The organism is Nonomuraea soli, from assembly GCF_013761175.1.
GTDB lineage: Bacteria > Actinomycetota > Actinomycetes > Streptosporangiales > Streptosporangiaceae > Nonomuraea > Nonomuraea soli.
Genome location: NZ_JACDUR010000014.1, coordinates 1 through 26,608 on the forward strand (window position 1 = coordinate 1; position 26,608 = coordinate 26,608).

The window sequence follows — 26,608 nt, forward strand, 5'->3', positions numbered from 1 at the left end:
GAAAACCGGGACTCTCTACAACGAGACAACCGCATGGTCGAACCATGCTGAGAATGTCGCTGCTTGACATCTAATCTCCTGGGATGTCTTTCAGGCGGGAGAGCGCTCTACCGGCGGGAGTGCGGCGAGCTGGGTGGCGCGGGCTCGTTCGACGGCCGCGGCCAGGGCTTTGACGTCGGGGTCATGGCCGGACAGCTGTTCGGAGCGGGTCACGGACAGCGACTGGCGCAGGTGGGCGTCGAGGTGGCGGGTGAAGAGGGTGTCGAAGGCGGGGCCCGCCGTGGTGCGCAGGCGCTGGAGTTCGGAGGCGGTGATCATGCCGGGCATGTCGTGGCCGGCGTGCGGGTTGGCGGCGGCCAGGCCGGTGGCGGCCAGGGCCCGGCGCAGGCGGTCCAGTTCGGCGTGGTGGGCGTCGCGCAGGTGCCGGGCCATCCGCCGTACGGCAGGCGTGTGGGCCTTGGCGGCGCCCAGGTCGAGGAGGGGGATGACGCGCTCGTCCATGGGGATCATGAGCTGCAGCCAGGCCAGGTCGGTGGGGTTGAGCCGCCCGCTGGGGAGCGGCCGCGCCGGGGCGGGTGAGGCGCCGCCGGGCGCCGGTGACCCGGACACGATGGCGCCCGGAGAGGTGAGCGCGGTGGGGCCCGGGGCGACGGCAGGGTGGTGCGCGTGCCGTACTGAGGGCTCCGAACGGGCAAGGCACCCGCCCACCAGTGCCGCCGCCAGCCCGAGCAGGACGAGCGGCGCGGCCACGGTGACCGCCCGCCCGCCCCGGCGTCCGGGACGGGCGGGCGGCGCCGGTGTCCCTGCGGAGGACATCAAGGCAGTTCGAAGTCCTCGGTCAGGGCCGCGCCGCGGTGCGGCTTGTACAGGTCGTAGCCGCGCGGGTTGCACTGCAGCCCGCCGTTGATGCAGTGGGTGACCAGCGCGTCGAGGATGCGCGGGTCGTCCCAGGCGTTGAAGAAGTCGTAGTGCCAGGAGTAGCCGCGCCCGCTCGACAGGCGGGCCTGCGACAGGTCACCTCTGGCCGGGAAGGCGATCTTGAATTCGAGCATCGGCACCGCGACCGGGTGGCTCGACGGGCAGTAGCCGCCGGACGGGTAGGCCATGTGGCTCTTGTGGTCGGCGCTGTCGAGGTTGACGCCGTCCCAGCAGCTGGGCGCCTGGAAGCGGACGTTGACCTGGCTTCCCGGCACGCAGTACGCCGGGATGTCCCAGCTCTTGGACAGGTCGCCGCACTCGAAGCCCTCGACCGCCCCCGGGTGGTCGCGGAACTGCGCCAGCGTGGAGGTCGGGCTGCCGGCCACGTAGCGCAGGCCCTGCGGGAAGGGCTGCACCCGCCAGTACTCCAGGATGCCGGACTTGTAGTAGATCACCTGGGGCCCGACGGGTTCGATGAGCTGGTTGCCCTTGTAGAAGCTGGGGAACCAGTAGGCGGACTTGTCGTGGTGGTTGGTGCAGGAGGTGCCGCCGCCGAGCAGGGTCCCGGTGGTGCTGTGGGCGTTGGTGGTGGTGTTGCCGACGAAGGTGTGCATGTGGGAGGCGCCGGGCAGCCCGGGGTAGACGATGGGGTCGTCGGGCCGGTTGGCGGTCAGCGAGCAGTTGGCCTGGAACTCGTGGTGGGTGACCTCGTCGGTGTAGGTCGGTTTCGGCCTGGGTGTGGAGCCGGTGCCTCCGGTGCCGTGCACCTCGAACTCCCACAGGGAATAGCCGTAGCCGGTGCCGCGCGCGGTGCCGTACATGCGGACGTATCGGCCGTTGCCGGTGACGTTCCAGGTGTCGGTGCCGCCGTCGCCGCCGGTGACGGTCTTGAGGTCGGTCCAGGAGGCGCCGTCGGCCGACGACTGGATCTTGTAGTCGCGGCCGTAGGCGCCCTCCCACGTCAGCACGACCTTGCTGAGGGTCGCGGCGGCGCCCAGGTCGACCTGGACCCACTGCGGGTCGGCCCAGGCGCTCGACCAGCGGGTGCCCGGGTCGCCGTCGAAGGCGGCTCCGGCGGCGTGCGAGCCGCCTTCGGACGACGACGCCGAGGCCGGCCTGCCCAGGGACAGGACGGTGTCGGCCGCGGCGGGCAGGACCACGGCCAGGCTGGCGGCCGCCACCGCGGAGGCGACGGCGGCGGTTAACGAGAGCAGGGGATTTCTTCGGAACAGGGGCATGGGTCTCTCCTCTGGGGGCGGTTAGGAGAGCGCTCTCCATTGAGAGTGGACGCCTTCACCGCGCCTTGTCAAGACCGTGAGAAATGCCGCGTCCGCGTTACCTGCATGTTTCGGCCGCACCAACATTTGGGCCTTGACGAGCTCTTCGCCACGATGCAGTCTCTCGGCACGGAGAGCGCTCTCCTCCTGTAGCACCAGCCACTATCGAGGAGAGTCAACGTGTTTCCCGCCCGACATCCCGGCCGGTTCCGGCTCGGCCTGGTCGTCGCCCTGGTGGCGTGCCTGGCCGGACTCGGCCCGGCCCTGGCCGCGCCCGCGGCCGCGGTGGCCGAGACCCTGCTGTCGCAGGGCAGGGCCGCCACCGCCTCCTCAGCCGAGGGTGGCGACACCGCCGCGGCCATGGCCGTGGACGGCAATACCGGCACCCGCTGGTCCAGCACGTTCAGCGACGCCCAGTGGATCCAGGTCGACCTCGGCGCCGCCGCGCTGACCAGGATCGAGCTCGTCTGGGAGGCCGCCTACGGCCGCGGCTACAAGCTGCAGGGCTCGGCCGACGGGACGAGCTGGACCGACCTGAAGACCGTCACCGACGGCGACGGCGGCACCGACGCCCACCCGGTCGCCGGGAGCTTCCGCCACGTCCGCATGCTCGGCATCCAGCGCGGCACCGGCTACGGCTACTCCCTGTGGGAGATGCGCGTGTACGGCGAGGCGGGCGGCCAGCCGTCCGGATGCGGCACCGCCAACGCCGCCCAGGGCAGGACCGCCACCGCCTCCTCGACCGAGAGCGCCGCCTACCCGGCGAGCGCCGCCGTCGACGGCAACGCCGGCACCCGCTGGTCGAGCGCGGCCTCCGACCCGCAGTGGATCCAGGTCGACCTCGGCTCCAGCCAGAGCGTCTGCCGCGTCATCCTGAACTGGGAGGCCGCGTACGGCAGCGCCTACAAGCTCCAGGGCTCACCCGACGGGACGACCTGGACCGACCTCAAGACCGTCACCGGCGGCGACGGCGGCACCGACACCCACGACGTGACGGGAACCGCCCGCCACGTCAGGATCCTGGGCTCCGCGCGCGGCACCGGCCACGGCTACTCGCTCTGGGAGCTGCAGGTCAACACCGGCGACAGCCCGCAGGAACCGGGCGACTGGACCGAGGTCTGGCGCGACGACTTCACAGGACCGGCCGGCACCACGCCGAGCGCAGCCAACTGGATCAAGCGCACCGGCACCTCCTACCCCGGCGGCGCCGCCAACTGGGGCACGGGCGAGGTCGAGACCATGAGCGACTCCACCGCCAACGTCAGCCTCGACGGCAACGGCTCCCTGGCCATCAAGGCCATCAGGGACGGCGCCGGCGCCTGGACCTCGGGACGCATCGAGACCCAGCGCACCGACTTCCAGGCGCAGCCCGGCGAGATGGTCCGCTTCAGCGCCAGGCTGAAGCTGCCCGCCGTCGCCGACGGCCTGGGCTACTGGCCCGGCTTCCGCGCCACCGGCGCCGCCTACCGCGGCAACTACACCAACTGGCCGGGCGTCGGCGAGACCGACATCATGACCGCCGTCAACGGCGTCGACGAGTTCTCCAACACCCTGCACTGCGGTACCGCGCCCGACGGCGTCTGCAACGAGTACAACGGCCGCACCAGCGGCTTCGCGACCTGCGGCGCCTGCTCGGCCGGTTACCACGAGTTCGCGCAGGTCATCGACCTCACCAAGACCGACGAGGAGATCCGCTTCTACCTCGACGGCAGGCAGACGTGGGTCGTACGGCAGAGCCAGGTCGGAGTCGCCGCCTGGCGGGCGGCCGTGCACCACGGCTTCTACCTGCGCCTCGACCTGGCCATCGGCGGCTCGCTGCCCAACGCCATCGCGGGCGTCACCACCCCGTCCCCGCAGACCACCTCGGGCGGCGTGCTGAACGCCGACTGGGTGAGCGTGGCCAAGCGCACAGGAAGCGCCCCCACCCCGATGACCGACGGACCGGTTCCCGCCGGGCCGAGCGTCGTGCGGGTGACCGGCGGCAACGGGAACTGGCAACTGTCGGTCAACGGCCAGCCGTACCTGATCAAGGGCCTGACCTACGGCCCGCCGCAGGCGGCGGCCGACGGCTACATGCGCGACCTGAAGGCGATGGGCGTCAACACCATCCGCACCTGGGGTGTCGACGACGCCAGCACGCCCGCCCTCCTCGACGCCGCCGCCCGCAACGGCATCAAGGTCATCATCGGTCACTGGCTCAACCAGGGCGCCGACTACGCCGGCGACACCGCCTACAAGAACGCCGTGAAGAGCGAGATCGTCGCCCGCGTCAACGCGCTCAAGAACCACCAGGGCGTGCTCATGTGGGACGTCGGCAACGAGGTCATCCTCACCATGCAGGACCACGGCCTGCCCGCCGACGTGGTGGAACAGCGCCGCGTCGCCTACGCGCAGTTCGTCAACGAGGTCGCGGTAGCCGTCCACGCCGCCGACCCCAACCACCCGGTCACCTCGACCGACGCCTACACCCACGCCTGGAGCTACTACAAGGCCCACTCTCCCGCGCTCGACCTGCTCGCGGTCAACTCCTACGGCGCCATCCACACGGTCAGGAACGACTGGATCGCCGGAGCGTACGGCAAGCCGTACATCGTCACCGAGGCCGGGCCCGACGGCGAGTGGGAGGTGCCCAACGACGTCAACGGCATCCCCGACGAGCCGACCGACCTGCAGAAGGGCCAGATGTACACGGCAAGCTGGAACGCGATCACCGGTCACACCGGGGTGGCGCTCGGCGCGACGATGTTCCACTACGGCCTGGAGAACGACTTCGGCGGCGTGTGGCTCAACGTCACCCCCGGCGGCTGGCGCAGGCACGGCTTCCACGCGCTCAAGCAGGCCTACACCGGCCAGCTCACCGGCAACACCCCGCCGCGCATCTCCTCGATGACGGTCGGCTCGCAGACCGCGGTCCCGGCCGGCGGCACCTTCACCGTCGACACCCAGACCACCGACCCCGACGGCGACCTGATCCGCTACCACGTGATGCTCAGCGACAAGCACATCACCGCCAACCGCGGCTTCCGTCACGCCCGCTACACCCAGACCTCCGCCAACCGGCTCACCGTCACCGCGCCCGAGCAGCTCGGCGTCTGGAAGGTCTACGTCTACGCCTTCGACGGCCACGGCAACGTCGGCATCGAGCAGCGTTCCTTCCGCGTCGTCCCGCCCACGGTCGACGGCACGAACGTCGCCCGCGGCAGGCCCACCACCGCCTCCAGCCACCAGGCCACCGGCGACGGCGGCCCCTTCAACCCCGACCGCGCCACCGACGGCAGCTTCGCCACCCGCTGGGCCAGCGAGTGGTCCGACGCCCAGTGGATCCAGGTCGACCTGGGCGCCGTCACCCCGATCACGCACGTGCAACTCGGGTGGGAGTCGGCCCACGCCCGCGCCTACAAGCTCCAGGGTTCCACCGACGGCAGCACCTGGAGCGACCTGAGGACCGTCACCAACGGCGATGGCGGGTTCGACAGCTTCGATCTCACCGCATCCGTCCGCTACGTCCGTCTCTCCCTCACCCAGCGAGCCACCACCTACGGCTACTCGCTCTGGGAGTTTGGGGTCTACCGATGAAACGACCGATCCTCGCCCTGCTGACCCTCCTGTCCGCCTACGCCGTCTCCACCCCCGCGGCGCACGCCGTCGCCTGCTCAGCCACCAACGCCGCACTCAACCGCCCCGCCACCGCCTCCTCGACCGAGGGCGGCGCCTTCGCCGCGGCGATGGCCGTGGACGGCAATACGGGAACCCGCTGGTCCAGCGCTTTCAGCGACCCCCAGTGGATCCAGGTCGACCTGGGCTCGGCCAAGACCGTCTGCCGGGTAGGACTGCGATGGGAGGCCGCCTACGGCAAGGACTTCACCATCCAGGCCTCGCCCGACGGCTCGTCCTGGACGACGCTGCGCACCGTCACCGGCGCGACCGGCGGCACGGCCTCCTACGACGTCGCCGGCTCCGGACGCTACGTGCGCGTGCACGGCACCGCCAGGGGCACCGGCTACGGCTACTCGCTGTGGGAGCTGACCGTGAACACCGACGACGGCGGCACCCAGCTGCCGGGAGGCGGCGACCTCGGGCCGAACGTCAAGGTCTTCGACCCGTCGATGCCCGCCTCCACCATCCAGTCGCAGATCGACCAGATCTTCACCCAGCAGGAGGCGGCCCAGTTCGGGCTCGGCCGCTACGCGCTGATGTTCAAGCCGGGCCGCTACGACGTCAACGTCAACACCGGCTTCTACACCTCCGTGCACGGCCTGGGCCGCAACCCCGACGACGTCACCGTCAAGGGCGTCAGCGTCGACGCGGGCTGGTTCAACGGCAACGCCACGCAGAACTTCTGGCGGGCGACGGAGAACCTGGCCGTGGAACCGTACGACGGAACCAACCGGTGGGCGGTGGCCCAGGCCGCGCCGTTCCGCCGCATGCACATCCGGGGCGCGCTCAACCTGGCCCCGAGCGGGTACGGCTGGGCCTCCGGCGGCTACATCGCCGACAGCAAGATCGACGGGCAGGTCGGCTCCTACTCCCAGCAGCAGTGGTACACCCGCGACAGCGCCATCGGCGGCTGGTCCAACAGCGTGTGGAACATGACCTTCTCCGGCGTCCAGGGCGCTCCCGCCACGAGCTTCCCCGAGCCGCGCTACACCACCCTCGACACCACGCCCGTCAGCCGCGAGAAGCCCTACCTCTACCTCGACGGCCAGGACTACGCGGTGTTCGTGCCGGGCAGGCGGGTCAACGCCCGCGGCACCTCGTGGGCCAACGGGCCGACCCCTGGCACCTCCGTCCCGCTCAGCCGCTTCTACGTGGCCAGGCCGGGCGTCAGCGCCGCCACCCTCAACCAGGCGCTCGCCCAGGGCCTGCACCTGCTGTTCACACCCGGCATCTACCAGCTCGACCAGACCGTCGAGGTCAACCGGGCCGACACGATCGTCCTCGGGCTGGGCCTGGCCACGCTGGTGCCCCGCAACGGCGTGGTCGCCATGCGGGTCGCCGACGTCGACGGCGTCAGGCTGGCCGGATTCCTCATCGACGCCGGGCTCGTCAACTCGCCGGTGCTGCTGGAGGTGGGCCGCCCCGGCACGCACACCGACCACGCGGCCAACCCGATCACGCTGCAGGACGTCTTCGTGCGCGTCGGCGGCCAGTTCGCCGGCAAGGCGACGGTCAGCGTCGCCGTCCACGCCGACGACACCGTGATCGACCACACGTGGATCTGGCGCGCCGACCACGGCGAAGGAGTGGGCTGGGACGTCAACCCCGCCGACTACGGCCTGCGGGTGTACGGCGACGACGTGCTGGCCACCGGGCTGTTCGTCGAGCACTACAAGAAGTACAACGTGGAGTGGTTCGGCGAGCGCGGCAAGACCGTCTTCTTCCAGAACGAGCTGCCCTACGACCCGCCCAGCCAGGCCGCCTACATGAACGGCTCCACCAAGGGCTGGGCCGCCTACAAGGTGGCCGACTCGGTCAACACCCACGAGGGCTGGGGCATGGGCAGCTACTGCGTGTTCACCAGCGACCCCACCATCGAGGTCGACCGCGGCTTCGAGGTGCCGGTCAAGCCGGGCGTGCGCTTCCACAGCCTGCTGGCCGTCTCCCTCGGCGGCAGGGGCAGGTACAACCACGTCATCAACAACACCGGTGGTCCCGCGCAGGGGGTGGAGACGGTCCCGGCCACCGTCACGTCCTTCCCCTAGCCACGGTGGGTCGACGATGCCTGGCATCCTCCATTCGGAGGATGCCAGGCATCGTCCGAACGCCACGCATTCGCGCACGGACGCACGATTCGGCGACCCGGTCTCTCCTCGCAGACTCGGAGCACACCCACCGAGCCGAGGAGAGACCATGGTTGCCACCCTGGGGTTGCGGCCGGTCGGGGAGACTGAGCGCCAGCTCGCCCCCGACCTGGCCAGAGGCATCATGCTGGCCCTGATCGCCGTCGCCAACTCCGCCGTCTACCTGTACGGCAGGCCGTACGGCATGCGGCAGCACATCATCGAGCACGACCTGATCGACCGGCTGGCGGCGCTGCTGACCATGTCGCTCGTCGACGGGCGCGCCTACCCCATGTTCGCCGCGCTCTTCGGTTACGGCGTCGTGCAGATCTGGAACCGGCGGCGCGACGACGCCGAGGGGCTGCGGGTGCTGAGGCGGCGCAGCCGGTGGTTGCTGCTGTTCGGCGCGGCCCACGCCGTGCTGTTGTTCTCCGGCGACGTGCTCGGCGTCTACGGGCTGGTCGGGCTGCTGCTGTGCCGGATGCTGCGCCTGCGTGACCGGACCCTGCTCGTGCTGGCCGCCATCTGGCTGGTGCCCGTCGCCCTGCTGACGGCGCTGGCCTACACCACGCCCGAGGGGGCGAGCGAGCGCACCATCTTCTGGTCGCTGGCGGCCGACGACGCGGCCACCGCGCTGATGCTGCGCCCGCTGGAGTGGGTGATGACGCCCGTCGGGATGACCGGGGTGTTCACGGCTGCGCTCGTGGGGGTGTGGGCGGGCCGCCGCGAGCTGCTGGCCGTACCCGACCGGTGGGTACGGCGGGCCGCGCTGGGGGGCCCGCTCATCGGGCTGGCAGGCGGGCTGCCCGTGGGCCTGGCGGCGACGAAGTTCGTCGAGGCCGGCGGCCCCGGCACGGTGATGGCGCTGAACGCCCTGCACGTGGTCTCGGGCATCGCCGCCGGGCTGGGGTATGCCGCCCTGATCGCCGTGGCCGCCCAGCGGATCGGGGCACGGCGCGGCCCGATCGTGCGCGCGTTGTCGGCCACCGGGCAGCGCTCGATGACGTGCTATCTTCTCCAGTCCGTAGGATTCGTGGCGCTTTTGCCCCCTTATACGCTCGGGCTTGGCGGGGTGCTGGGTTCGGCCGCCACGCTCGCTCTGGCCGCCGGCGTCTGGGCGGCGACCGTGATCGCTGCCGAGCTGATGCGCAGGGCAGGGCGGCGAGGTCCCGCCGAGTCGCTGTTGCGGCGCCTGACCTATCCGCGCCGATGAGGGAGGGCCTGTGCGGGTCGACGACTGGAACCGTGCCTGGCGTGCCCTGCCGCTGATCCTGCTCGCCGTGGCGCTCGTGATCGCGGTCGTCGACGCGTCCGTGCCGCCACCCGAGCGGCTGCTCACGGCGGTGCTCGCCGTCGCGGCCGGGATATGGCACTGGTGGATGGTGATGGCCCACCCGCACTGGCCGGAGCGGGTGGCCGCGCCGATGGTCGTCTACTTCGCCGTGCTCCTGGTGCTGGCGGCGGTCTTGTCGTCGCGCCACCCGGCCTACGGGCTGCTGGTGCTGGCCTGCTTCCCCACCGCCTTCGCGACGCTGCCCGGCTGGTACGCCTACGTCGGCGTGGCCGCCACGGCGCTCGTCGTCGTGGGCGGTCCCGCCGCCGTGCTCGACGTGGGAAGCCCCTGGTCGATCCCGTCGGCCATCGCCGGTGGCGCCCTGGCGGCGTTCATCGGCTGGTGCATCAGGGCCATGGAGGCCGAGGTCGAGCGCCGCCTGGCCGCCAACCGGGAGCTGGAGAGCGCGAACCTGCGCCTGGCCCAGCTCAGCGAGGAGAACGCCGAACTGCAGGGCAGGCTGCTGACCGCCGCCCGCCAGACCGGCGTCACCGGCGAGCGCAGCAGGCTGGCCAGGGAGATCCACGACACCGTCGCCCAGGGCCTGGCGGGCATCGTCACCCAGCTCGAAGCCGCCGAGGAGGCCGCGAGCGACCCCGAGACCGTGCGACGGCGCCTGGCCGTCGCCCGCGACCTGGCCAGGGAGAACCTGTCGGAGGTGCGCAGGTCCCTCGACGACCTGCGCCCGGGCCCGCTGGCCGGCACGACCCTGCCCGAGGCGCTGTCGGCGCTGGTGTCAGGGTGGAGCGACGTGAACGATTCCCCCGCCACGCTCACCGTCACCGGCACCGCCAGGCTCCTGCACCCCGAGGTGGAGGCTGCCCTCTACCGTACGGTGCAGGAGGCGCTGGCCAACGTGGCCAGGCACGCCGGTGCGCGCAAGACGGGGGTCACCCTGTCGTACATGGAGGACGTGGTGGTGGTCGACATCCGCGACGACGGCGTGGGCTTCACCCCCTCGCAGGCGCGGGGCACGGGCTTCGGGCTGACCGCGATGCGGCAGCGGGTGCTCAGGCTGGCCGGAACCGTCGAGGTGGAGTCGGCCCCCGGCCAGGGCACCGCGATCAGCGTGAGCGTCCCCGCCATCCCGTCCGACAGGGAGGCCAAATGACCATCAGGCTGGTGATCGTCGACGATCATCCCGTGGTGCGCGACGGCTTGCGCGGCATGCTCGTCGAGCAGCCCGACCTCGACGTCGTGGGCGAGGCCGACAACGGCGAGCGCGGCCTGGCCGTGGCGATGCGCGAGCGTCCTGACGTGGTGCTGACCGACCTGCGCATGCCGGGGCTGGAGGGGCCGGAGTTCATCAGGCTGCTGGCGCAGCGGGTGCCCTCGGCGCGGGTGCTGGTGCTGACCACCTACGACGGCGACGACGACGTGCTGCCCGCCCTGACGGCGGGCGCGATCGGCTACCTGCTGAAGGACTCCCCGCGTGAGGAGGTCTTCCGCGCCATCCGGGCGGCGGCGGTGGGGGAGACGGTGCTCTCCCCGGCCGTGGCCGCCCACGTGCTCCACCGGGTCCGCGCGCCCGCTCCCGCCGAGCTGAGCGAGCGCGAGCGGACCGTGCTGGAGCTCGTCGCGCGCGGCTCCACCAACAAGGAGGCGGCCGCGGCGCTGTTCATCAGCGAGACGACCGTCAAGACCCACCTGGCCCACATCTATACCAAGCTGGGCGTCTCCGACCGGGCGGCGGCCGTGGCGGCCGCGTTCAGCCGGGGCCTGCTGCCGAGGCAGCGCTAACCCGCGACGGCCCGCACCGACAGGTCCTCGGTGGCGGTGGCGAACAGGGCGGGCTCGCCGGTCGCCGGGTCGAAGACGGCCACGTCCGCGAGCAGGTTGTCGAGCGCCACCACGAGCCGCCCGCCGCTGAACACGACACCGTCCTCGACAGGCGACCGCAGGTGGGCGCCGGTCAGCGTGCGGTCCCGGGCGGGGAAACGCGGCGACAGCAGCAGGGCGATGGGCGCGTTCGGGTCGGTACCCACGGCGGCGAGCCTGCCGTCGGGGGAGGCGGCGAGGTAGGCGTCCCACGGCGGCTCCAGCTTCGTCACCGTGCGAACGGGCTCGAGATCGAGACCGTAGAACTGGAGGATGCCGCATTCCGGTGCGAACACGGCCACGCCCGCGCCCGGCACGTGGGCCAGTCTCTGGCCGAATCCCGCGCAGAGCTCGCCGTCGCCGTGCCGGGGCTGCGGGAGCCGGGTACCGGTGAGCCGGGCGGCGGTGACGTCGTGCACGACCGTGACCGCTCCGACGGGCCGGTAGCCGGGCTCGGATTCCTTCGCCTCGTCGGGGTCCTGACGGCCGGGACCGTCGTCGTACTCACCGCTCGCCCCGACGACCAGGCCGACGCCGCCACCGTCGAGAGGGCCCAGGGCGAGCCGGTCGCCGAAGGCGTCGCCGCGCTCGGAGGCGCCTGGCACGCCCGGGGTGTTCTGGGTGATGCGGCGGATGGGCCGGCCGTTGCGGAACAGGTAGACGGCTCCGCCCGGCTTCTCGCCCGGCGCTCCGATCGCGATCAGGTCACCGTGGACGGCGACGGCCTCGCCGAAGCGCGCGTCCGGTGCCGGCCGGGTCGAGACGAGTTTCCTGGGCGGGGCGGCGCCTCCGCCGTACAGGACATGGACCGCGCCCGCTCCCTCCCTGCCGCCGACGGTGAGGGTGCGGCTGCCGACCAGGAGGTCGGCGCATCGGTCGTCGTTGATCCTGGCCATGGTGACCGACCAGCCGTAGCCCTTCATCCGCAGGCCCGGCGGCGTGGGCACGCGCACGAGCGTGTCGCCCGACAGCAGGCGCACCTGGCCGGTCTCGCCCAGGTAGCCGAGGGCGATGTCGTCACGGCCGTCGCCGTCGAAGTCGCGCTCGCTCGCCCTGGCACATCCCCGCTCGACCAGGTCGGCGACCACGGGCCGCGACGCACTGGGAGACAGGGGCGTGGGCGCGGGCTGTGACGCGCCGGGAGACACAGGCGTGGGCGTGGGCTTTGACGCGCCGGGAGGCAGGGGCGTGGGGGTCGGCGAGCGGGCGGGAAGGGCGGCAGGGGGCAGGGACGCGCAGGCGGCCAGGAGGCCGATCAACATCGCCGCCAGGGGGCGGGCGGAGGGTGGCATCGAGCGACACTCCCTTGTCGTCCGGGCCATCCTCGCCGCCACCGCGATGATCGGCAACCCGGTTCAGCTCACCGCCTGCGTGATCAGGGCGGCCAGGCGGGCCTCGTCGGCCTCGGTGAGCGTGGTCAGGGCGTAGGAGGTGGGCCACATGGTGCCGTCGTCGAGGCGGGCGGCGTCGTTGAAGCCGAGCGTGGCGTAGCGGGCCTTGAACTTGGGCGCGGGCTGGAAGAAGCAGACGATCTTGCCGTCGGCGTGGGCGTAGGCCGGCATGCCGTACCAGAGCTTGGAGATCAGGCCGGGGGCGGCGGACCTGACGATCGCGTGGACCCGCTCGGCGATGACGCGGTCGGCCTCCTGCATCTCGGCGATCTTGGCGAGCACCTCGGACTCGGCGTCGCCCTTGGTCCCGCGGCGCGAGGTCGCCTTGAGGTCCTCGGCGTGGGCCTTCATCGCGGCGCGCTCCTCCTCGGAGAAGCCGTCGTAGGTCTTGGTCGCGGTGGTGGTGCTCATCTCGGGCTCCTTCGTCGTGGTGCTGACAAGACTCAGGTTGCCCGGCCGGGTTGATACATCCGCGATGCGTCCGCGATGCGGCAGGCACGTGCCGCATATCGCGGGCGTATCGAAAACCCGATACACGCCCGCAACACCGCCTCGCCTTGACTTCACGACCATGATGCGAGCCGCTCAGGACGCCCTGGCCGCCGGCGCCAGGAACCTGACCAAGACCTACGGCCGGGGCGAGACCGAGGTCCACGCCCTGCGCGGTGTCGACCTCGACCTGCCGCGAGGCGGGTTCACCGCGATCATGGGGCCGAGCGGGTCGGGCAAGTCCACGCTGATGCACTGCCTGGCGGGGCTCGACCAGGCCAGTGACGGCACCGTCACGGTGGCGGGCATCGATCTCGGTTCGCTCGACGACGACGCGCTGACGGTCTTCCGCCGCGACCACATCGGTTTCGTGTTCCAGGCGTTCAACCTGCTGCCGATGCTCACCGCGCTCCAGAACATCGTGCTCCCACTCGAACTGGGCGGCCGCCGCGTCGACGACGCGGCACGCGAGCGTGCCCATCTGCTGGCGGAGACGCTGGGCGTGGCCGACCGGCTCGGCCACCGGCCCGCCGAGCTGTCGGGCGGCCAGCAGCAGCGGATCGCGATCGCCAGGGCCCTGGTCACCGAGCCCGACCTGCTGTTCGCCGACGAGCCCACCGGCAACCTGGACAGCACCTCGTCGGCCGAGGTGCTCGGCCACCTGCGCCGGTCGGTGAGCGAACTCGGCCAGACCGTCGTCATGGTCACCCACGAGCGGGACGCGGCGGCGTACGCCGACGACGTGATCACCCTGCAGGACGGGCGGATCGCCTGATGCGGACCGTCCTGCTCGCCTCGCTGCGCGTCCACGTCCGCAGGTACCTCGCCGCCGCGATCGCGGTCGTCGCGGGCGTCGCCTTCGTCGTCGCGGTCGGCGTGCTCACCTCCGGGGCCAGGAGCGGACTCATGGACGGCTTCGGCGCGCCGTACCGCGACGCCGATCACGTGGTCTCCGGGCTGGGAGCGGGGGCCGCGATCGCCCTCGCCGAGCGCCTCGGGCCGAACGCGTCCCCGATCGGCCGGGCCATGCTGCCGATGCGATCCGGTGGTCGCCTCTTCCCCGACACGGCCGTGGGACCGGTCGCCGTCGCGCAGGAGATGCGCTGGCAGAAGCTCGTGTCGGGGAGCTTTCCCGCCCGCGAGGGCGAGGCGGTGGTGGACACATGGGTCGCCCGGTCCAGGGAGATCGCGGTCGGTGACCGGATCCTGGTCGGCGAGGGCGCCGCAGCGGCCGATCTGCGGGTGGTCGGCGTGGTGGAGTCGCCCTCGACCTCGGCCCAGGCCTCCGTGTACGTGTCCTGGGCGCAGCTGGTGCGCTGGCGTGACGAACCCACGCTGTCCCTGAACCGCGTGGCGGTGCGCGGGGAGGTGGGGGCGCTCCCGGCGGGCGCCAGGGTGCAGCCGCCCGAGGAGTTCGTCACGGAGAAGCAGGCCGAGCTCAACAACCGGGTCGACGCCCTGTCGGCGATGCTGCTGCTGTTCGCCGGCGTCGCCCTCGTCGTCTCCGTGCTGGTCATCGCCAACACCTTCTCCATCCTGTTCGCGCAGCGGTCGCGTGACTTCGCGCTGCTGCGGTGCGTCGGCGCGACCCGGAGGCAGGTGGTGGGCGCGGTGCTCCGGGAGGCCGCCGTCGTGGGAGTGCTCGCCTCGCTGGCCGGGGTCCTGGCCGGCATCGGTGCGGGCTACGGGCTGCTCGCCCTGATCAACGCCCTCGCGCCCGCCATCACCATGGGCTCGGCCGCGGTGCCCGTGCCCTGGCTGCTGGGCGGGTTCGCCACCGGCCTGGTGGTCACCGTGGTCGCGGCCTGGTCGCCGGCCAGGCGGGTGGTCAGGGTGAGCCCGCTGGCGGCGCTGCGCCCGGAGGCCGCGGCCGGCGGACACGCGGCAGCCGGACCGGCGCGCCTGGTGCTCGCCGTGCTGCTCCTGGCCGTCGGGCCGGCTCTGCTCGGCGTGGCGATGGCCCAGGACGACACGGCGTTCCTGGTGGCGGGCGGGGCGACGGTGTTCGCCGGGGTGCTGCTCTTCGGGCCGGTGCTCGTGCCGTACCTGGTCAGGGCCGCCGGAGGATGGCTGGGCCCCACCGGGCGGCTGGCGACCGCGAACGCCGTGCGCAACCCGCGCAGGACCGCCACGACCACCGCATCGCTGCTGGTCGGCGTCACGGTGACGAGCGCGGCCCTCACCGGGATGGCCACCACCCGTGCCGCGCTGGACGAGGCGCGCGACAGGCGGCATCCCGTCGACGCCTCACTCACCTCGCCCCGGAACCAGGTCACGGACGGGCTCGTCGACCGCGTGCGCCGCACCCCCGGCGTGGAGCAGGCGTTGCCGGTGTACGGCGTGACGGCTCTCGTGACGGGGCTCGACGGGCCGATCCCGGTGGTCGCCGCGCCGGACGCCGGGCTGGTGGCCCGCGACGGTGGCGCCTTCGCCCAGGTGGGGCCGGGCGAGATCAGGATCGACTACGCCGCCTTCCGCAAGGACCTGGGCCTGCGCCCCGGCGACCAGGTCACGGTCCGTGCAGGGGAGAGGGTCATCGTCCTGCGGGTCGTCGGCGGCACCGGCTGGGGCCGCGTGGGCGTCGTCTCCTCCGAGACCCTCGCCACCCTCACCGGTCTCGCGCGCAGGGTGCCCAGCAGGCCAGGCGCGCCCACCGGAGGGATCGAGACCCAGGCCCTGTGGATCCGAGCCCAGGCCGCCGCCGACCCGATGCGGCTCGTCGACGCCCTCGACGACCTGGCCGATCCGGCCGGCCTGCAGGTCGACAACGGCCTGCAGGCCAGGGAGACGGAAGAGCAGCAGCTGCGCGTCCTCACCTGGTCGGTGCTCGGCCTGATCGCCATCGCCGTCGTGATCGCCCTGGCCGGCATCGCCAACACCCTCGGCCTCTCTGTGCTCGAACGTGCCCGCGAGCACGCGCTGCTGCGCGCGCTCGGCCTCACGCGCGGCCGGCTGCGGCGCATGCTGGCCGCGGAGGCGCTGCTGTTGTCGGCGGTCGCCGCCCTGCTCGGCACCGTGATCGGCGTCGGGTTCGCCTGGGCGGGCCACGAGACGTTCGTGACGCGGGCGCTCGCCGGCGCCACGCTGCGCGTGCCCTGGCCGTCGCTCGGCGCCGTCGTCGTCATCGCCGCCCTGGCCGGGCTCCTGGCCGCCGTCCTGCCCGCCCGGCGAGCCGCCCGGGTGACCCCGGCCGCGGGACTGACGCTCGACTGACCACCGCCCGCTGGACTCTCCCACGGAGGGAGGCCTCATGCTCGGAACATGACGGCGAGCATCGTGAAGGACATCGAGCCCAGGGGCACGCAGCACTGCGAGACGACGGCGCTGGGGGTGCTGCTGCGGCACCAGGGGCTCGACCTGCCCGAGCCGGTGCTGTTCGGGCTGGGCTCCGGCCTGTCGTTCGTCTACTGGGACGGCAAGGGCATGCCCTTCCCCTTCCTCGGCGGACGTGTCAAACCCTTCGAGCTCACCAGGAACCTGGCCGCGCGGCTGGGGCTGACGCTGACCGTCCAGGAGACGGCCTCGGCGCGCCGGGCGTGGGAGAACGTGGCCGCGCCCATCGAGGCGGGCCGCCCGGTCGGGTTGCAGCTCGACAGCTTCCACCTGGAGTACTTCGGTACCAAGGTGCACTTCGGCGGCCATGTCGTGGCCATGTACGGCTACGACGAGCACGACGTCCTCCTCGTGGACACCGGCCAGCAGGGCGGCGCGGTGCGCACCAGCAGGGAGAGCCTCGCGGCGGCACGCTCCGAGCGCGGCCCCATGACCGCGCGGAACCGCTCGTTCACCCTCGACGTGCCCGCCGACACCCGCCCGTGGCAGGAGCAGGTGGTGCCGGCCGTGCGTGCCTGCGCCGAGGCCTTCGTGGCCGCACCCATCGCCAACCTCGGCCATCGCGGGATCGAGAAGGCGGGCAAGCTGGTGCCGGGCTGGATGGCGCGCGCCGGAGACCCGCGCCGCGACCTGGCGCAGGCCGCCCTCCTCATGGAGAAGGGCGGCACGGGAGGCGGCCTGTTCCGCGCGCTGTACCGCGACTTCCTCGGCGCGTGCACCGGCCTGGTCGACGACCCCCACCTGCGGACGGGCCACCGGCTGTACGCCGAGGCCGCGGGCCTGTGGACGGATGTCGCGGCGCTCGTCGCCAAGGCGGGGGAGAGCGGTGACGCCACGCTCCTCGACCGGGCCGGCACCCTCCTGCGCGACCTGTCGCGGATCGAGCACGACGCCATGCAGGCGCTGCGTCAGACGGAGGGGAGCCGGTAGCCCTGAATCCGAACTCGTTGAATTACCAGATAATTCCCGCCGTGTCAGATAGAGAATAGCGTTAATATGGCCATGCCTTTCTTTGCGCAACTTAAGGCATTAAAGTCGGATCAATGACGACGGATTTAGCCCGTTACCTCACACCGATGGAGGACAGCTCCCGGTGGGAGGGATTCGAATTCCGGCCCGGCGACATCGTCATCAATTCGCCCGCCAAGTGCGGCACCACCTGGACCCAGATGATCTGCGCCCTCCTGGTCTTCCAGACGCCTGACCTGCCCGCACCCCTGACCAGCCTGTCACCCTGGATCGACATGCTGGTGCGCCCCAAGCAGGAGGTCTGGGCCCAGCTCGCCGCCCAACGGCACCGCCGGTTCATCAAGACCCACATCCCCCTCGACGGCATCCCCACCGACCCGCGCGTCACCTACATCACCGTGGGACGCGACCCCCGTGACGTCGCCATCTCCCTGCGCAGCCACGGCAAGAACCTCAAGCGCGAAGTGATCCGCAAGCTGATCCACCAAGCCGCGGGGGCAGGCGAGGTCGAGGTCGACGGCCACGACGACAGGGACCTGCTCGACGAGCGCGCCTACCTGCTCCAGTGGGTCGACACCGACGACTCGCCCTACGAGAACCTCGACTCGCTGCGCGCCCTGATCTGGACCCAGAGCCGCGCCTGGGTGCGCCGCACGGACCCCAACGTGATCCTGCTGCACTACAGCGACCTGTCCGCCGACCTGGCCGGCCAGATGCGCCGCCTGGCCGTACGGCTCGGCATCGAGATCGACGAGCGCACCTGGCCGCGCCTCATCGAGGCCGCCACCTTCCAGCAGATGCGCGACCGCGCCGCCGACCTCGCCCCCGACGAGCAACTGGGCTACCTGCGCGATCGCGAGCGGTTCTTCCGCAGCGGCAAGACGGGGGAGTGGCAGCAGTTCCTGACCGCGGAGGACCGTGCGCACTACGAGCGCCGCGTGGCCGAGCTGGCGGAGCCCGGCCTGCTCGAATGGCTCCACCACGGGGCCGGATGACCGCATGGTCGCGGTGGTGGTCGAGCACCTCTCCTCGGTGGACGACGTCGCCGGGTCCGCGTGGGACGGCGTCGCCGACCCGCGCGAGCTGTTCCAGAGCCGCGCCTGGCTGCGCGCTCTCGAACGGTCGGGCGACGCGCCCGTCACGTACCTGATCGCCCGGCAACGCGGCGATCCCCGCATCCTGGCGGCCCTGCCGCTCCACGAGGTGCCGCCCAGCAGGGGCGACTACCTGTACTGGCCGGAGCTGCACTTCCAGGATCTGCTGGCACGGTCACGCGGCGGACGGCTGGGCCTGCTGGCCGGATCCTGCGCGGGGTTCGGCGCCGGGCTCATCCTGGACCGCACCCTTCCCGCCCCGGCCAGGACGGCCGTCCTGCGCGCGTTACGCCAGGCCGCCGACGCCGTCGCGGCGGAACGCGGCCTGCCCTACACCTGCTTCCTCTTCCTCGGACCCTCCGCGTGGAGGGACCTCGCGCCGGTCACCGGCGCCGGCGACGCCGTCCGCCTGGCCGGCGTCGCCCTGACCGAACTGGAACTGCCCGGCGAGGACTTCGGCGACTACCTGGCGACGCTGCCGCGCAACACCCGCACCAGCGTCCGCAGGGAGACGGGGACCTTCGCCAGGGAGTGCGAGAGCCTGATCGTCCCCCTGAGCGAGGCGCTCGCGACCGTCGCGCCGATGATCGTCAACGTCCGGGCCAAGCACGGCATGGCCTACGGCGAGGCCACCGTCACGCGACGCCTGGCGGCGTACGCGGCCGCCCTGGGGGACGAATCGGCCATGGCCCTGCTCTGCCGCGTGCGGGGCCGTACGGTCGGCGCCGCGGTCCTGTGCCGATGGCACGACCGGCTCCACGTCACGGACTTCGGGCGCCTGGACGACCAGGCGCCCGACCCGTTCGTCTACTTCAACGCCGTGATCTACGAACCCGTCAGGCACGCCTACGCGGCCGGGCTGTCGAGCGTCGTCACCGGCGCGGGCGCCGAGCTGGGCAAGGCCAGGCGGGGCGCGGCCATCCACCCGCTGCTGCACCTGGCCTGGACGGCCGACGCCGGCCAGCCGATCGACACCGCGCCCGCGGACCAACGCGCGCACCACTGGCGCACCCTGCGCGGCGCCCACCCCGGGTACTTCCACCCCACCTGGGACGAGCTGCTGTGATGCGACCATTCAGGGAGACGACAGCGTGACCATCAGCACCGCCGGGCCGGCACTCATCGGCCGGACACCCCGAGACCAGGACAGCGTCGCCCTGGTCTGCGAGGGGCGTGACTACACCTTCGGCGACGTCGCCGCGCTCGGCGAGAGCACCGCCGACCTCGTGCGCGCCCACGGACTGGGCGGCCGCGTGGTCGGCGTCCCCGCCGAGCGCAGCCCCGATTTCGTGGCGCGGATCATGGGGCTGTGGAGCGCCGGGGCGGTCCCGGCGATCCTGGGCGACTGGAGCCCCGAGCGCACCCGCGCCGCATTGGCCGCCACCGGCGCCGCCGCCCTCCTCGGACCGTCACTGGAACTCCTCGACACCGCCACGCCGTACGGCTCGCAACCGCGCGAGACCACCGCCGTGATGTACGGCTCGGAGCCGCGCGAGACCACCGCCGTGCCGTACGGTCAGGGGCTGCTCGGTGAGGCCAGCCACATCCTGTTCACCTCCGGCACGACGGGCAGCCCCAAGGGCATCGTCGTCGGGCGGGCCGCCTTCGAGGCGGCGAGCCTGGCGTTCTTCAAGGAACTGCCCGTCGACGAGTCCGACCGGGTCGCCTTCCTCAGCAGGCCGGGCCACGACCCGAGCCTGCGCGAGCTGCTGGCGCCCTGGCTGACCGGCGCGACGCTGGTCATCCCCGGCGACCGCGCCGCCGCCGATCCCCGGCTGGCGGCGGCCTGGCTGGCCGAACGGTCGGTCACCGTGCTCCAGGCGACGCCGGTCCTGCTCCAGCTCATGGCGGGCGCGTCGGACGGTCCCGTCGAGAGCCTGCGCCTGGTCTGCTCGGTGGGGGCCAGGCTCACCGCCGCCGCGCTGCGGTCGGCGGCGGCGTTCGCGCCACGTGCCGTCGTCGCCAACTGCTACGGCGCGTCGGAGACCCCGCAGGTGCTGTGCATGCACCGGCTGGAGCCCGGCGCCGTCGCGGACGACCCGGTGCCGATCGGGCGCCCGCTCGGCCACGCCGCCGTCAGGGTCGACACGGAAGGCCGCCTGCACGTTGAGGCTGCCGCCTGCGCGCTCGGCTACACCGACGGCAGCCCGATGCTGGCCTCCGGGCCCGACGGGAGCCAGTGGTACGACACCGGCGACATCGTGAGCCGCCTGCCCGACGGCTCGTTGTGCTTCGTACGGCGCGCCGACCGGCAGGTCCAGGTCAACGGCGCACGCGTGGAACTCGACGAGATCGAGCGGGCGGCCATGCTCGTCCCCGGCGTCGTGGACGCGCGGGCGAGCTTCACCGAGGACAGCACGGGCGTCGGCTCGGTGCGCCTGACCGTCGTGCGCACCCCTGAGGCGACCGCCGGGGTCGACGAGCTCCGCGCGATGCTACGTGCCTGCCTGGACCCCGCCGTCCTGCCGTCGAGCATCGAGGTCGACGACCCGCTCGCCGATCCGCCCGCGCGGGACGGCGCGCAGGACCTGTGGGACGTGCTGCGCGACAGCGCCAGGTCGGCGCTGGGCCACGACCGGTTCGACCCCGACGAGGGCTTCTTCGAGGCGGGGTTCACCTCGATGTCCCTGATGCGTTTCGTCGGCGAGGTCTCCGCGCGGCTGGGCGTGGAGATCTCTCCCGTCCTGGTCTTCACCTGCCCCAACCTCAGAGCGTTCGCCGACCACCTGCGGGAGGACCACGATGGACAACCTCGCTGAGCCGATCGCCATCGTCGGGATGGCGGGCCGTTTCCCCGGCGCGGCCGACACCGCGCGGTTGTGGAGCAACCTTGTCGAGGGCAGGGAGGCGGTGCGTTTCCCCTCCGAGGACGAGCTCAGGTCGAGCGGTGTCTCGGGTGCGGCTCTGGCCGACCCCGCCTACGTGCGGGCGGTGGCGGAGCCGGAGGGCCTCGACCTGTTCGACGCGGGGTTCTTCGGTCTGACCAGGCGTGAGGCCGAGGTGTGTGACCCGCAGTTACGCCTCTACCTGGAGACCTGCCACGCCGCCGTCGAGAACGCCGGTTACGACGCCTCGGCGCTCGGCAGGGCGGGCGTGTTCTCCTCCGTGGCCGCCAACCGCTACGGGATCGGCCGGGTCCTGAGCGACCCGGAGGCGCTCAGGAGCGCCACCGGTATGGCCGTCGGCATGTGGAACAACCCTGACAGCGCCTCGACCCTCGTGTCCTACAAGCTCAACCTGCACGGCCCCAGCATGACCGTGCAGACCGCGTGTTCGAGCTCGCTCGTGGCCGTGCACCTCGCCGTGAACGCGTTGCGCCTGAACGAGTGCGACGTCGCGCTGGCCGGAGGCGCCGACGTGGAGTTCCCCGTCGGCCACGGCTACCGGTGGGCCCAGGACGGCCCGCTGAGCCGCGACGGCCACTGCCGCCCCTTCGACGCCTCCGCCACCGGCACGATCTTCGCCAGCGGCGCGGGCGTCGTCGTGCTCAAGCGGCTCGCCGACGCCGTCGCCGACGGCGACCGGGTGGTGGCCGTGATCCGGTCGGTCGCGGTCAACAACGACGGCGCCCACAAGGTCGGATTCGCCGCTCCGAGCGCCGACCGGCAGGCCGAGGTGGTCCTGCGCGCCATGGAGGTCGCGGGCGTACGGCCGGCCGACATCGGCTACGTGGAGGCCCACGCGACCGCGACCCGGCTGGGCGACGCCATCGAGATCGCGGCGCTGCGCAAGGCGTTCGGCGCGCTGGAGCCCGGGCGTTGCCCCATCGGATCGGTCAAGGGCAATGTGGGGCACCTGGGCCACGCGGCGGGCGTCACCTCGCTGATCAAGGCCGCGCTGTCGCTGCAGCACGGCCAGATCCCCGCCAGCATCAACCTCGACGAGGTCAACCCCTTCCTCGACCTGGGCGCCTCGCCGTTCTCCGTCAACGCCGCGCTCCGGCCGTGGCCCCGGTCGCGCGAGCGGCGGCTGGCGGGGGTCAGCTCCTTCGGCATCGGCGGCACCAACGCCCACGCCATCCTCGAGGAGGCGCCCGACCGCGTCGCCGCGCCGGTCGCCGCCTCCCCGCAGCTGATCGTGTGGTCGGCCCGCACGCCGGCCGCGGCCGAGGCCTACCCCGGGCGGCTGGGGCGCTCCTTCGAGGAGGGTGCCGAGCCGCTGGAGAACGTCGCGTACACGCTCCAGCAGGGGCGCACGCCGTACCCGGTGCGTGGCGCGGTGGTCGCCGAGAGCCTGGCCGACGCGGCCCGCGCCGTGCGCGACGACGACAGGCGCATCGTCACCCCGCAGGAGCCGGTGGACAGGCGCGTGGTGTTTCTCCTCCCCGGCCAGGAGGCCTGCCATGACGGCATGGCGGCCGAGCTCCGGCGCACGGAACCGGTGTTCGGTGCGGCCTTCGACGAGGCCATCTCACTCTTCGACGCGCCAGGAGCCGCGGAGGAGCTGTTCAGCGTCGACTACGCGCTGGGGCGGCTCTGGCTCGCGCTGGGCGTCGAGCCGGACGTGCTGGTCGGTGACGGCGTCGGCGAGCTCGCCGCCGCCGCGCTCGCCGGGGTGCACACCCTCGCCGAGGCCGCACGCCTGGTGGGCGGCGCCACCGGCATCGAGGCCCGCCGCCCGCGCCGGCCGGTCCACCCGGCGGCTGAGCTCGACGCCGTGCTGGCCGACGGCGAGCTGATCCTGCTGGAAGCGGGTCCCGGCCGCACGCTCACCACGCGGGCGCGCAGGCACCGGCGTCACCTGCTGGTGCCGACGCTCCCGAGCGGGCCGGCCAGAGCGGCCACGGAACGCGCCTCCTTCCTCAACGCCGTGGCCAGGATGTGGACCCTCGGCGCGCGGATCGACTGGTCGTGCCTGGGTACGGCAGGCGCACGCGAACGGGTGCCGCTGCCCGGCTACCCGTACCAGCGCGAGCGCCACTGGATCGACCGCGTGAGCGCCCCCGGCGCCCCCAACGTTTCCGGCGCCTCCGGCGTTTCCGGCGTGCCCGAGGCGGGCGAGCTCGACGGCTCCGGCGGCCGCCCGGTCTTCCGCCTGCCCACCTGGGTGGAGACCGCGCCCGCCGCCCACCACGTCACCGCCGTACGGCCGCCCACCCTGGTGATCCTGCCCGGCGACCCAGGCCGCGCGGACGAGCTGGCGGGCCTGTTCGTCCGCGCGGGATGGGACGCCACCCTCGTACGGCCCGACGCCGACCTCGCCCGCGTCCTCGATGAGCCGGAGCACTACCCCGAACTGGTCGTCGACGCCTCGCAGCTCGGCGACCTGCCAGAGCCTGACCTGGACGGCATCGACGGCCAGCTCGACACCGGCTTCCACCGCGTCGTCACGCTGCTGCGCGAGATGGCGCTGCGCGCTCCCGACAGACGTGCGCGCGACGTGGTCGTCGTCACCGAGGGGTCCGCCGACGTGACGGGCGCAGAGGCCGTGCACCCGGTGCGCGCCATGCTCCTGGGCCTGCTGCGCAGCCACATGCTGGAGAACCCGCGCTCCACCTGCAAGCTCGTCGACGTCCAGGGCGGCGTGCTCGACGACCGCCTGCTCGCGGAGCTGGGCGCACTCGAGCGGTCGGAGATCGTCGCCCTGCGGGGCGACCGGCGCTGGGTGCCGGGCGAACGCGAGCTCCTTCCCGACGGCGTGGGCCCCGCCGAACTGCGCCGCGGCGGGGCCTACGTCATCACCGGCGGCCTGGGCGGGCTCGGGCTGGCCGTCGCGCGCGGCCTGGCAGGGACCGGGCTGCGCCCGCGCCTGCTCCTGCTGGGCCGTACGGCAGGCGAACGCGAGCCCGGCGAGCTCGCCGAGGTCAGGGCGCTCGGAGCCGAATGCCACGTCGAGGGCTGCGACGTGACCGACGCCTCCGCGCTGCGCCGCGTGCTCGACTCCTTCGGCCACGTCGACGGGGTCTTCCACCTGGCGGGCGTCGCGGGCGACGGCATGATCCCGTTCAGGACCCGCGAGCAGATGGCCGCGACCCTCGCCCCCAAGGTCCACGGCACCCTGGCGCTCATCGAGGTCCTGCGCGGGCGGCCTGACCTGGCCTTCTTCGTGGCCTTCTCCAGCCGTGCCGCGCTGCGCGGCCTGGTCGGCGGCGCCGACTACGCGGCGGCCAACGCCTTCCTCGACGCGGTGATGCGCCGCGGCCCGCTGGAGGGCTGCGCCTCGGTCACCGTCAACTGGCCGTCGTGGGCCGAGGTCGGGATGGCCGCCCGCCAGGTGCGCGATCCCGGCGTGCGCCGCTGGTCGGTCCCGCTGTCGGCCGACGATTACCCGATCCTCGACGAGCACCGCATGGACGGGATCCCCGTGCTGCCGGGCACGGCTCAGGTCGACTTCGTCCTGCGTGCCTTCCGCGAGACGGTCGCGCAGGCGGACGGGCGGGCGGCGCAGATGCGTCACATGGTCTTCCGCCGGCCGATCACCGCACCCGAGCCCGTGACGCTCGAGGTGGGCTTCGAACCGCACGACGGCCTGTGGCGCTTCACCGTCCGCACGACGCACGCCGGCGGCTCCCACGTGCACACCACGGGCGAGATCCGCCCGGCGGACACGCCGGCCCCCACGGTGGACCTCGACAAGTTGCGCGCGTCGCTGCCCGACCGGCGGGTGCCCGTGAACGACGCGCAGAACCGGATGTTCACCATCGGCCCGCACTGGCCGGGCGAGGAGCTGTGGTCGTCCGGCGACGACCACACCACCAGGCTGGCCGTGCTGACCTTCCCCGAGGCCTTCCGTCACGAGCTCGACGAGCACGCGCTGCACCCCACCCTGCTCGACGCCGCGGTGTCGCTGGCTCGTGACCCCGACCACGAGCCGCCGCACGCGCCCTTCGCCTACCAGTCGATCGTGGCGCACCGCCCGATCCCCGCCCTCGCCTACAGCCACATCCGGCGCCGCCCGAGCGGACCGGGCACGATCGTGGCCGACATCGACGTCGTGACGCCACGGGGCGAGGTCGCCGTCGAGGTCAGGGGCTTCACCATGCGCCGCGTCGACGAGTCGATGGTCGCCAACCGCGACGCCCCCGCCGCAGGGATCGTGCCTGCCGAAGGTGCCGCGCCTGTTGAGGGGCGCGTGCCGGCCGACGGGATTCTGCCCGCCGACGGGGTCGAGATGCTGATGCGCCTTCTGGCGGCGCCCAGCCACCGTCAGGTGGCGGTCACGATGGCGGGCCAGGACGCGGTGCTGAAGGCGGTCCCCGCCCGCGCCGTCCGCGAGCAGCCAGAGGCACCGGCCGCCACGCCGGCCGCCACGCCGGCCGTCACGCCGGCCACGGAGCAGGCCACGGTGCAGGCGCCGGAGCAGACGTCGGTCGAGGAGCGGCTGGCGGCGATGTGGTGCGCGGAGTTCGGCCTCGACTCGATCGGCGACGACGAGGACTTCTTCGAGCTCGGCGGCGACTCCTTCACCGCCGTGGGGCTGGTGGAGGAGATCCGCAGGGAGTTCGGCGTGGACGTCGGCATCGCGGTGATCTTCGACCATCCGACGGTGGCCGCGCTGGGTCTGGAGCTCAAACGGCTGACGGGGTGAGCTCGGAGATCCACCCGCGCAGGGTCACGGCGGCCATCTCCTCCACGACCTGGTGGCCGCCGTCGACCAGGTGCACCGACAGCCGTCCTGTGGTGTACCTGCTCCAGTCGCCCAGGCATTCGGCGTTCCAGGAGCTGGCGTCGTCGCGCGCGCCGACCGCGACCATCGGCGCGTCGAGCACCGGGCGCGGGTCGGACTCCAGGTAGCGGTTGAGCAGGTGGTACTCGGAGCGCCACAGGCGCGCGTAGTCGGCGAGCGCCGCCGTACCGGAGATGTGCGGCGGCGCCTCGATCTCCTCGGCCAGCGCCCGGTCGGGCAGCTGGGCCAGCGGCGACAGGGGCGTGCGGTGCGGCGGGTACTGGCAGATGACGACGACGCCGCGCAGCCGTCCTCCCAGGCGCCTGCCGGCCTCCAGGCAGACCAGCGCGCCCATGCTATGGCCGACGAGGACGACGCCGGTCACGCCCGAGGCCTCGACCAGGGAGGCGAGCGCCGCGCCGCGCTCGTCGACGGAGGGCACCCGCATGGGCTCGCTCCAGTTCGCGCGGCGGATGACGGGGCTTTGGCCGGGGTCGTTCCACCGCTCGACGAACGTGGTGCGGCCGCCCAGTCCCGGGACGAAGATGACGGCCTCCGCACTGTCGAATGCGGGGCTGACCACGTAATTCGCGGGCTCCAT

17 protein-coding genes are annotated in these 26,608 nt (G+C 72.7%); 12 read left to right on the forward strand and 5 right to left on the reverse strand.

Features of this window, described 5'->3' with window-relative positions; translation table 11 throughout:
* Positions 1-90 precede the first annotated feature (90 nt).
* Positions 91-816, reverse strand: a complete 726-nt coding sequence (locus HNR30_RS45585; RefSeq protein WP_181616486.1) for a DUF305 domain-containing protein — start codon at positions 814-816, stop codon at positions 91-93.
* The gene (locus tag HNR30_RS45590) at positions 816-2,156 is read right to left on the reverse strand and encodes a DUF1996 domain-containing protein (RefSeq protein WP_181616487.1); all 1,341 of its coding nucleotides are present in this window, start codon (positions 2,154-2,156) and stop codon (positions 816-818) included. The genes HNR30_RS45585 and HNR30_RS45590 overlap by 1 nt, the downstream gene beginning before the upstream one ends.
* A gap of 219 nt (positions 2,157-2,375) precedes the next feature.
* Here HNR30_RS45590 and HNR30_RS45595 point away from each other — a divergent pair, with 219 nt between their 5' ends.
* The 5 genes from HNR30_RS45595 (at position 2,376) to HNR30_RS45615 (ending at position 11,048) form a co-directional block, all read left to right on the forward strand.
* Positions 2,376-5,771, forward strand: a complete 3,396-nt coding sequence (locus HNR30_RS45595; RefSeq protein WP_181616488.1) for a discoidin domain-containing protein — start codon at positions 2,376-2,378, stop codon at positions 5,769-5,771.
* On the forward strand, positions 5,768-7,897 hold the full coding sequence (locus HNR30_RS45600; RefSeq protein WP_181616489.1) for a discoidin domain-containing protein: 2,130 nt from the start codon (positions 5,768-5,770) through the stop codon (positions 7,895-7,897). Before HNR30_RS45595 ends, HNR30_RS45600 begins: the two co-directional genes overlap by 4 nt.
* A 148-nt stretch (positions 7,898-8,045) precedes the next feature.
* On the forward strand, positions 8,046-9,188 hold the full coding sequence (locus HNR30_RS45605) for a DUF418 domain-containing protein (RefSeq protein WP_181616490.1): 1,143 nt from the start codon (positions 8,046-8,048) through the stop codon (positions 9,186-9,188).
* 10 nt (positions 9,189-9,198) lie between these two features.
* Positions 9,199-10,419, forward strand: a complete 1,221-nt coding sequence (locus tag HNR30_RS50565; RefSeq protein ID WP_181616491.1) for a sensor histidine kinase — start codon at positions 9,199-9,201, stop codon at positions 10,417-10,419.
* On the forward strand, positions 10,416-11,048 hold the full coding sequence (locus HNR30_RS45615) for a response regulator (RefSeq protein ID WP_181616492.1): 633 nt from the start codon (positions 10,416-10,418) through the stop codon (positions 11,046-11,048). Before HNR30_RS50565 ends, HNR30_RS45615 begins: the two co-directional genes overlap by 4 nt.
* Here the strand turns inward: HNR30_RS45615 and HNR30_RS45620 are convergent.
* Together HNR30_RS45620 and HNR30_RS45625 are read right to left on the reverse strand one after the other, a co-directional pair.
* Positions 11,045-12,418, reverse strand: a complete 1,374-nt coding sequence (locus tag HNR30_RS45620; RefSeq protein WP_181616493.1) for an FG-GAP repeat protein — start codon at positions 12,416-12,418, stop codon at positions 11,045-11,047. The two genes, HNR30_RS45615 and HNR30_RS45620, sit on opposite strands and share 4 nt — an antisense overlap.
* 63 nt (positions 12,419-12,481) lie before the next feature.
* Positions 12,482-12,928: an iron chaperone gene (locus HNR30_RS45625; RefSeq protein WP_181616494.1), complete on the reverse strand. Its 447-nt coding sequence runs from the start codon at positions 12,926-12,928 to the stop codon at positions 12,482-12,484.
* A gap of 163 nt (positions 12,929-13,091) precedes the next feature.
* Here HNR30_RS45625 and HNR30_RS45630 point away from each other — a divergent pair, with 163 nt between their 5' ends.
* The 7 genes from HNR30_RS45630 to HNR30_RS45660 all read left to right on the forward strand — a co-directional run bounded on the left by HNR30_RS45630 (position 13,092) and on the right by HNR30_RS45660 (position 25,929).
* Positions 13,092-13,781 carry an ABC transporter ATP-binding protein gene (locus HNR30_RS45630; protein ID WP_220134764.1) on the forward strand — a complete coding sequence of 230 codons (690 nt, stop codon included), beginning with the start codon at positions 13,092-13,094 and terminating at the stop codon, positions 13,779-13,781.
* On the forward strand, positions 13,781-16,219 hold the full coding sequence (locus HNR30_RS45635; RefSeq protein WP_181616496.1) for an ABC transporter permease: 2,439 nt from the start codon (positions 13,781-13,783) through the stop codon (positions 16,217-16,219). The genes HNR30_RS45630 and HNR30_RS45635 overlap by 1 nt, the downstream gene beginning before the upstream one ends.
* 48 nt (positions 16,220-16,267) lie before the next feature.
* Positions 16,268-17,269 (forward strand): BtrH N-terminal domain-containing protein, encoded by a 1,002-nt coding sequence (locus HNR30_RS45640; RefSeq protein ID WP_181616497.1) that lies wholly within the window; start codon positions 16,268-16,270, stop codon positions 17,267-17,269.
* 113 nt (positions 17,270-17,382) lie between these two features.
* Positions 17,383-18,303 (forward strand): sulfotransferase domain-containing protein, encoded by a 921-nt coding sequence (locus HNR30_RS45645; RefSeq protein ID WP_181616498.1) that lies wholly within the window; start codon positions 17,383-17,385, stop codon positions 18,301-18,303.
* Between the two features lie 4 nt (positions 18,304-18,307).
* Complete coding sequence (locus HNR30_RS45650) at positions 18,308-19,468, forward strand: peptidogalycan biosysnthesis protein (protein ID WP_181616499.1); 1,161 nt, start codon at positions 18,308-18,310, stop codon at positions 19,466-19,468.
* A 25-nt stretch (positions 19,469-19,493) separates the two neighbouring features.
* Positions 19,494-21,161 carry an AMP-binding protein gene (locus HNR30_RS45655; RefSeq protein ID WP_181616500.1) on the forward strand — a complete coding sequence of 556 codons (1,668 nt, stop codon included), beginning with the start codon at positions 19,494-19,496 and terminating at the stop codon, positions 21,159-21,161.
* Complete coding sequence (locus HNR30_RS45660; protein ID WP_181616501.1) at positions 21,145-25,929, forward strand: SDR family NAD(P)-dependent oxidoreductase; 4,785 nt, start codon at positions 21,145-21,147, stop codon at positions 25,927-25,929. The genes HNR30_RS45655 and HNR30_RS45660 overlap by 17 nt, the downstream gene beginning before the upstream one ends.
* On the opposite strand, the gene HNR30_RS45665 is transcribed toward HNR30_RS45660, so the two are convergent.
* Complete coding sequence (locus HNR30_RS45665; protein ID WP_181616502.1) at positions 25,910-26,608, reverse strand: thioesterase II family protein; 699 nt, start codon at positions 26,606-26,608, stop codon at positions 25,910-25,912. The two genes, HNR30_RS45660 and HNR30_RS45665, sit on opposite strands and share 20 nt — an antisense overlap.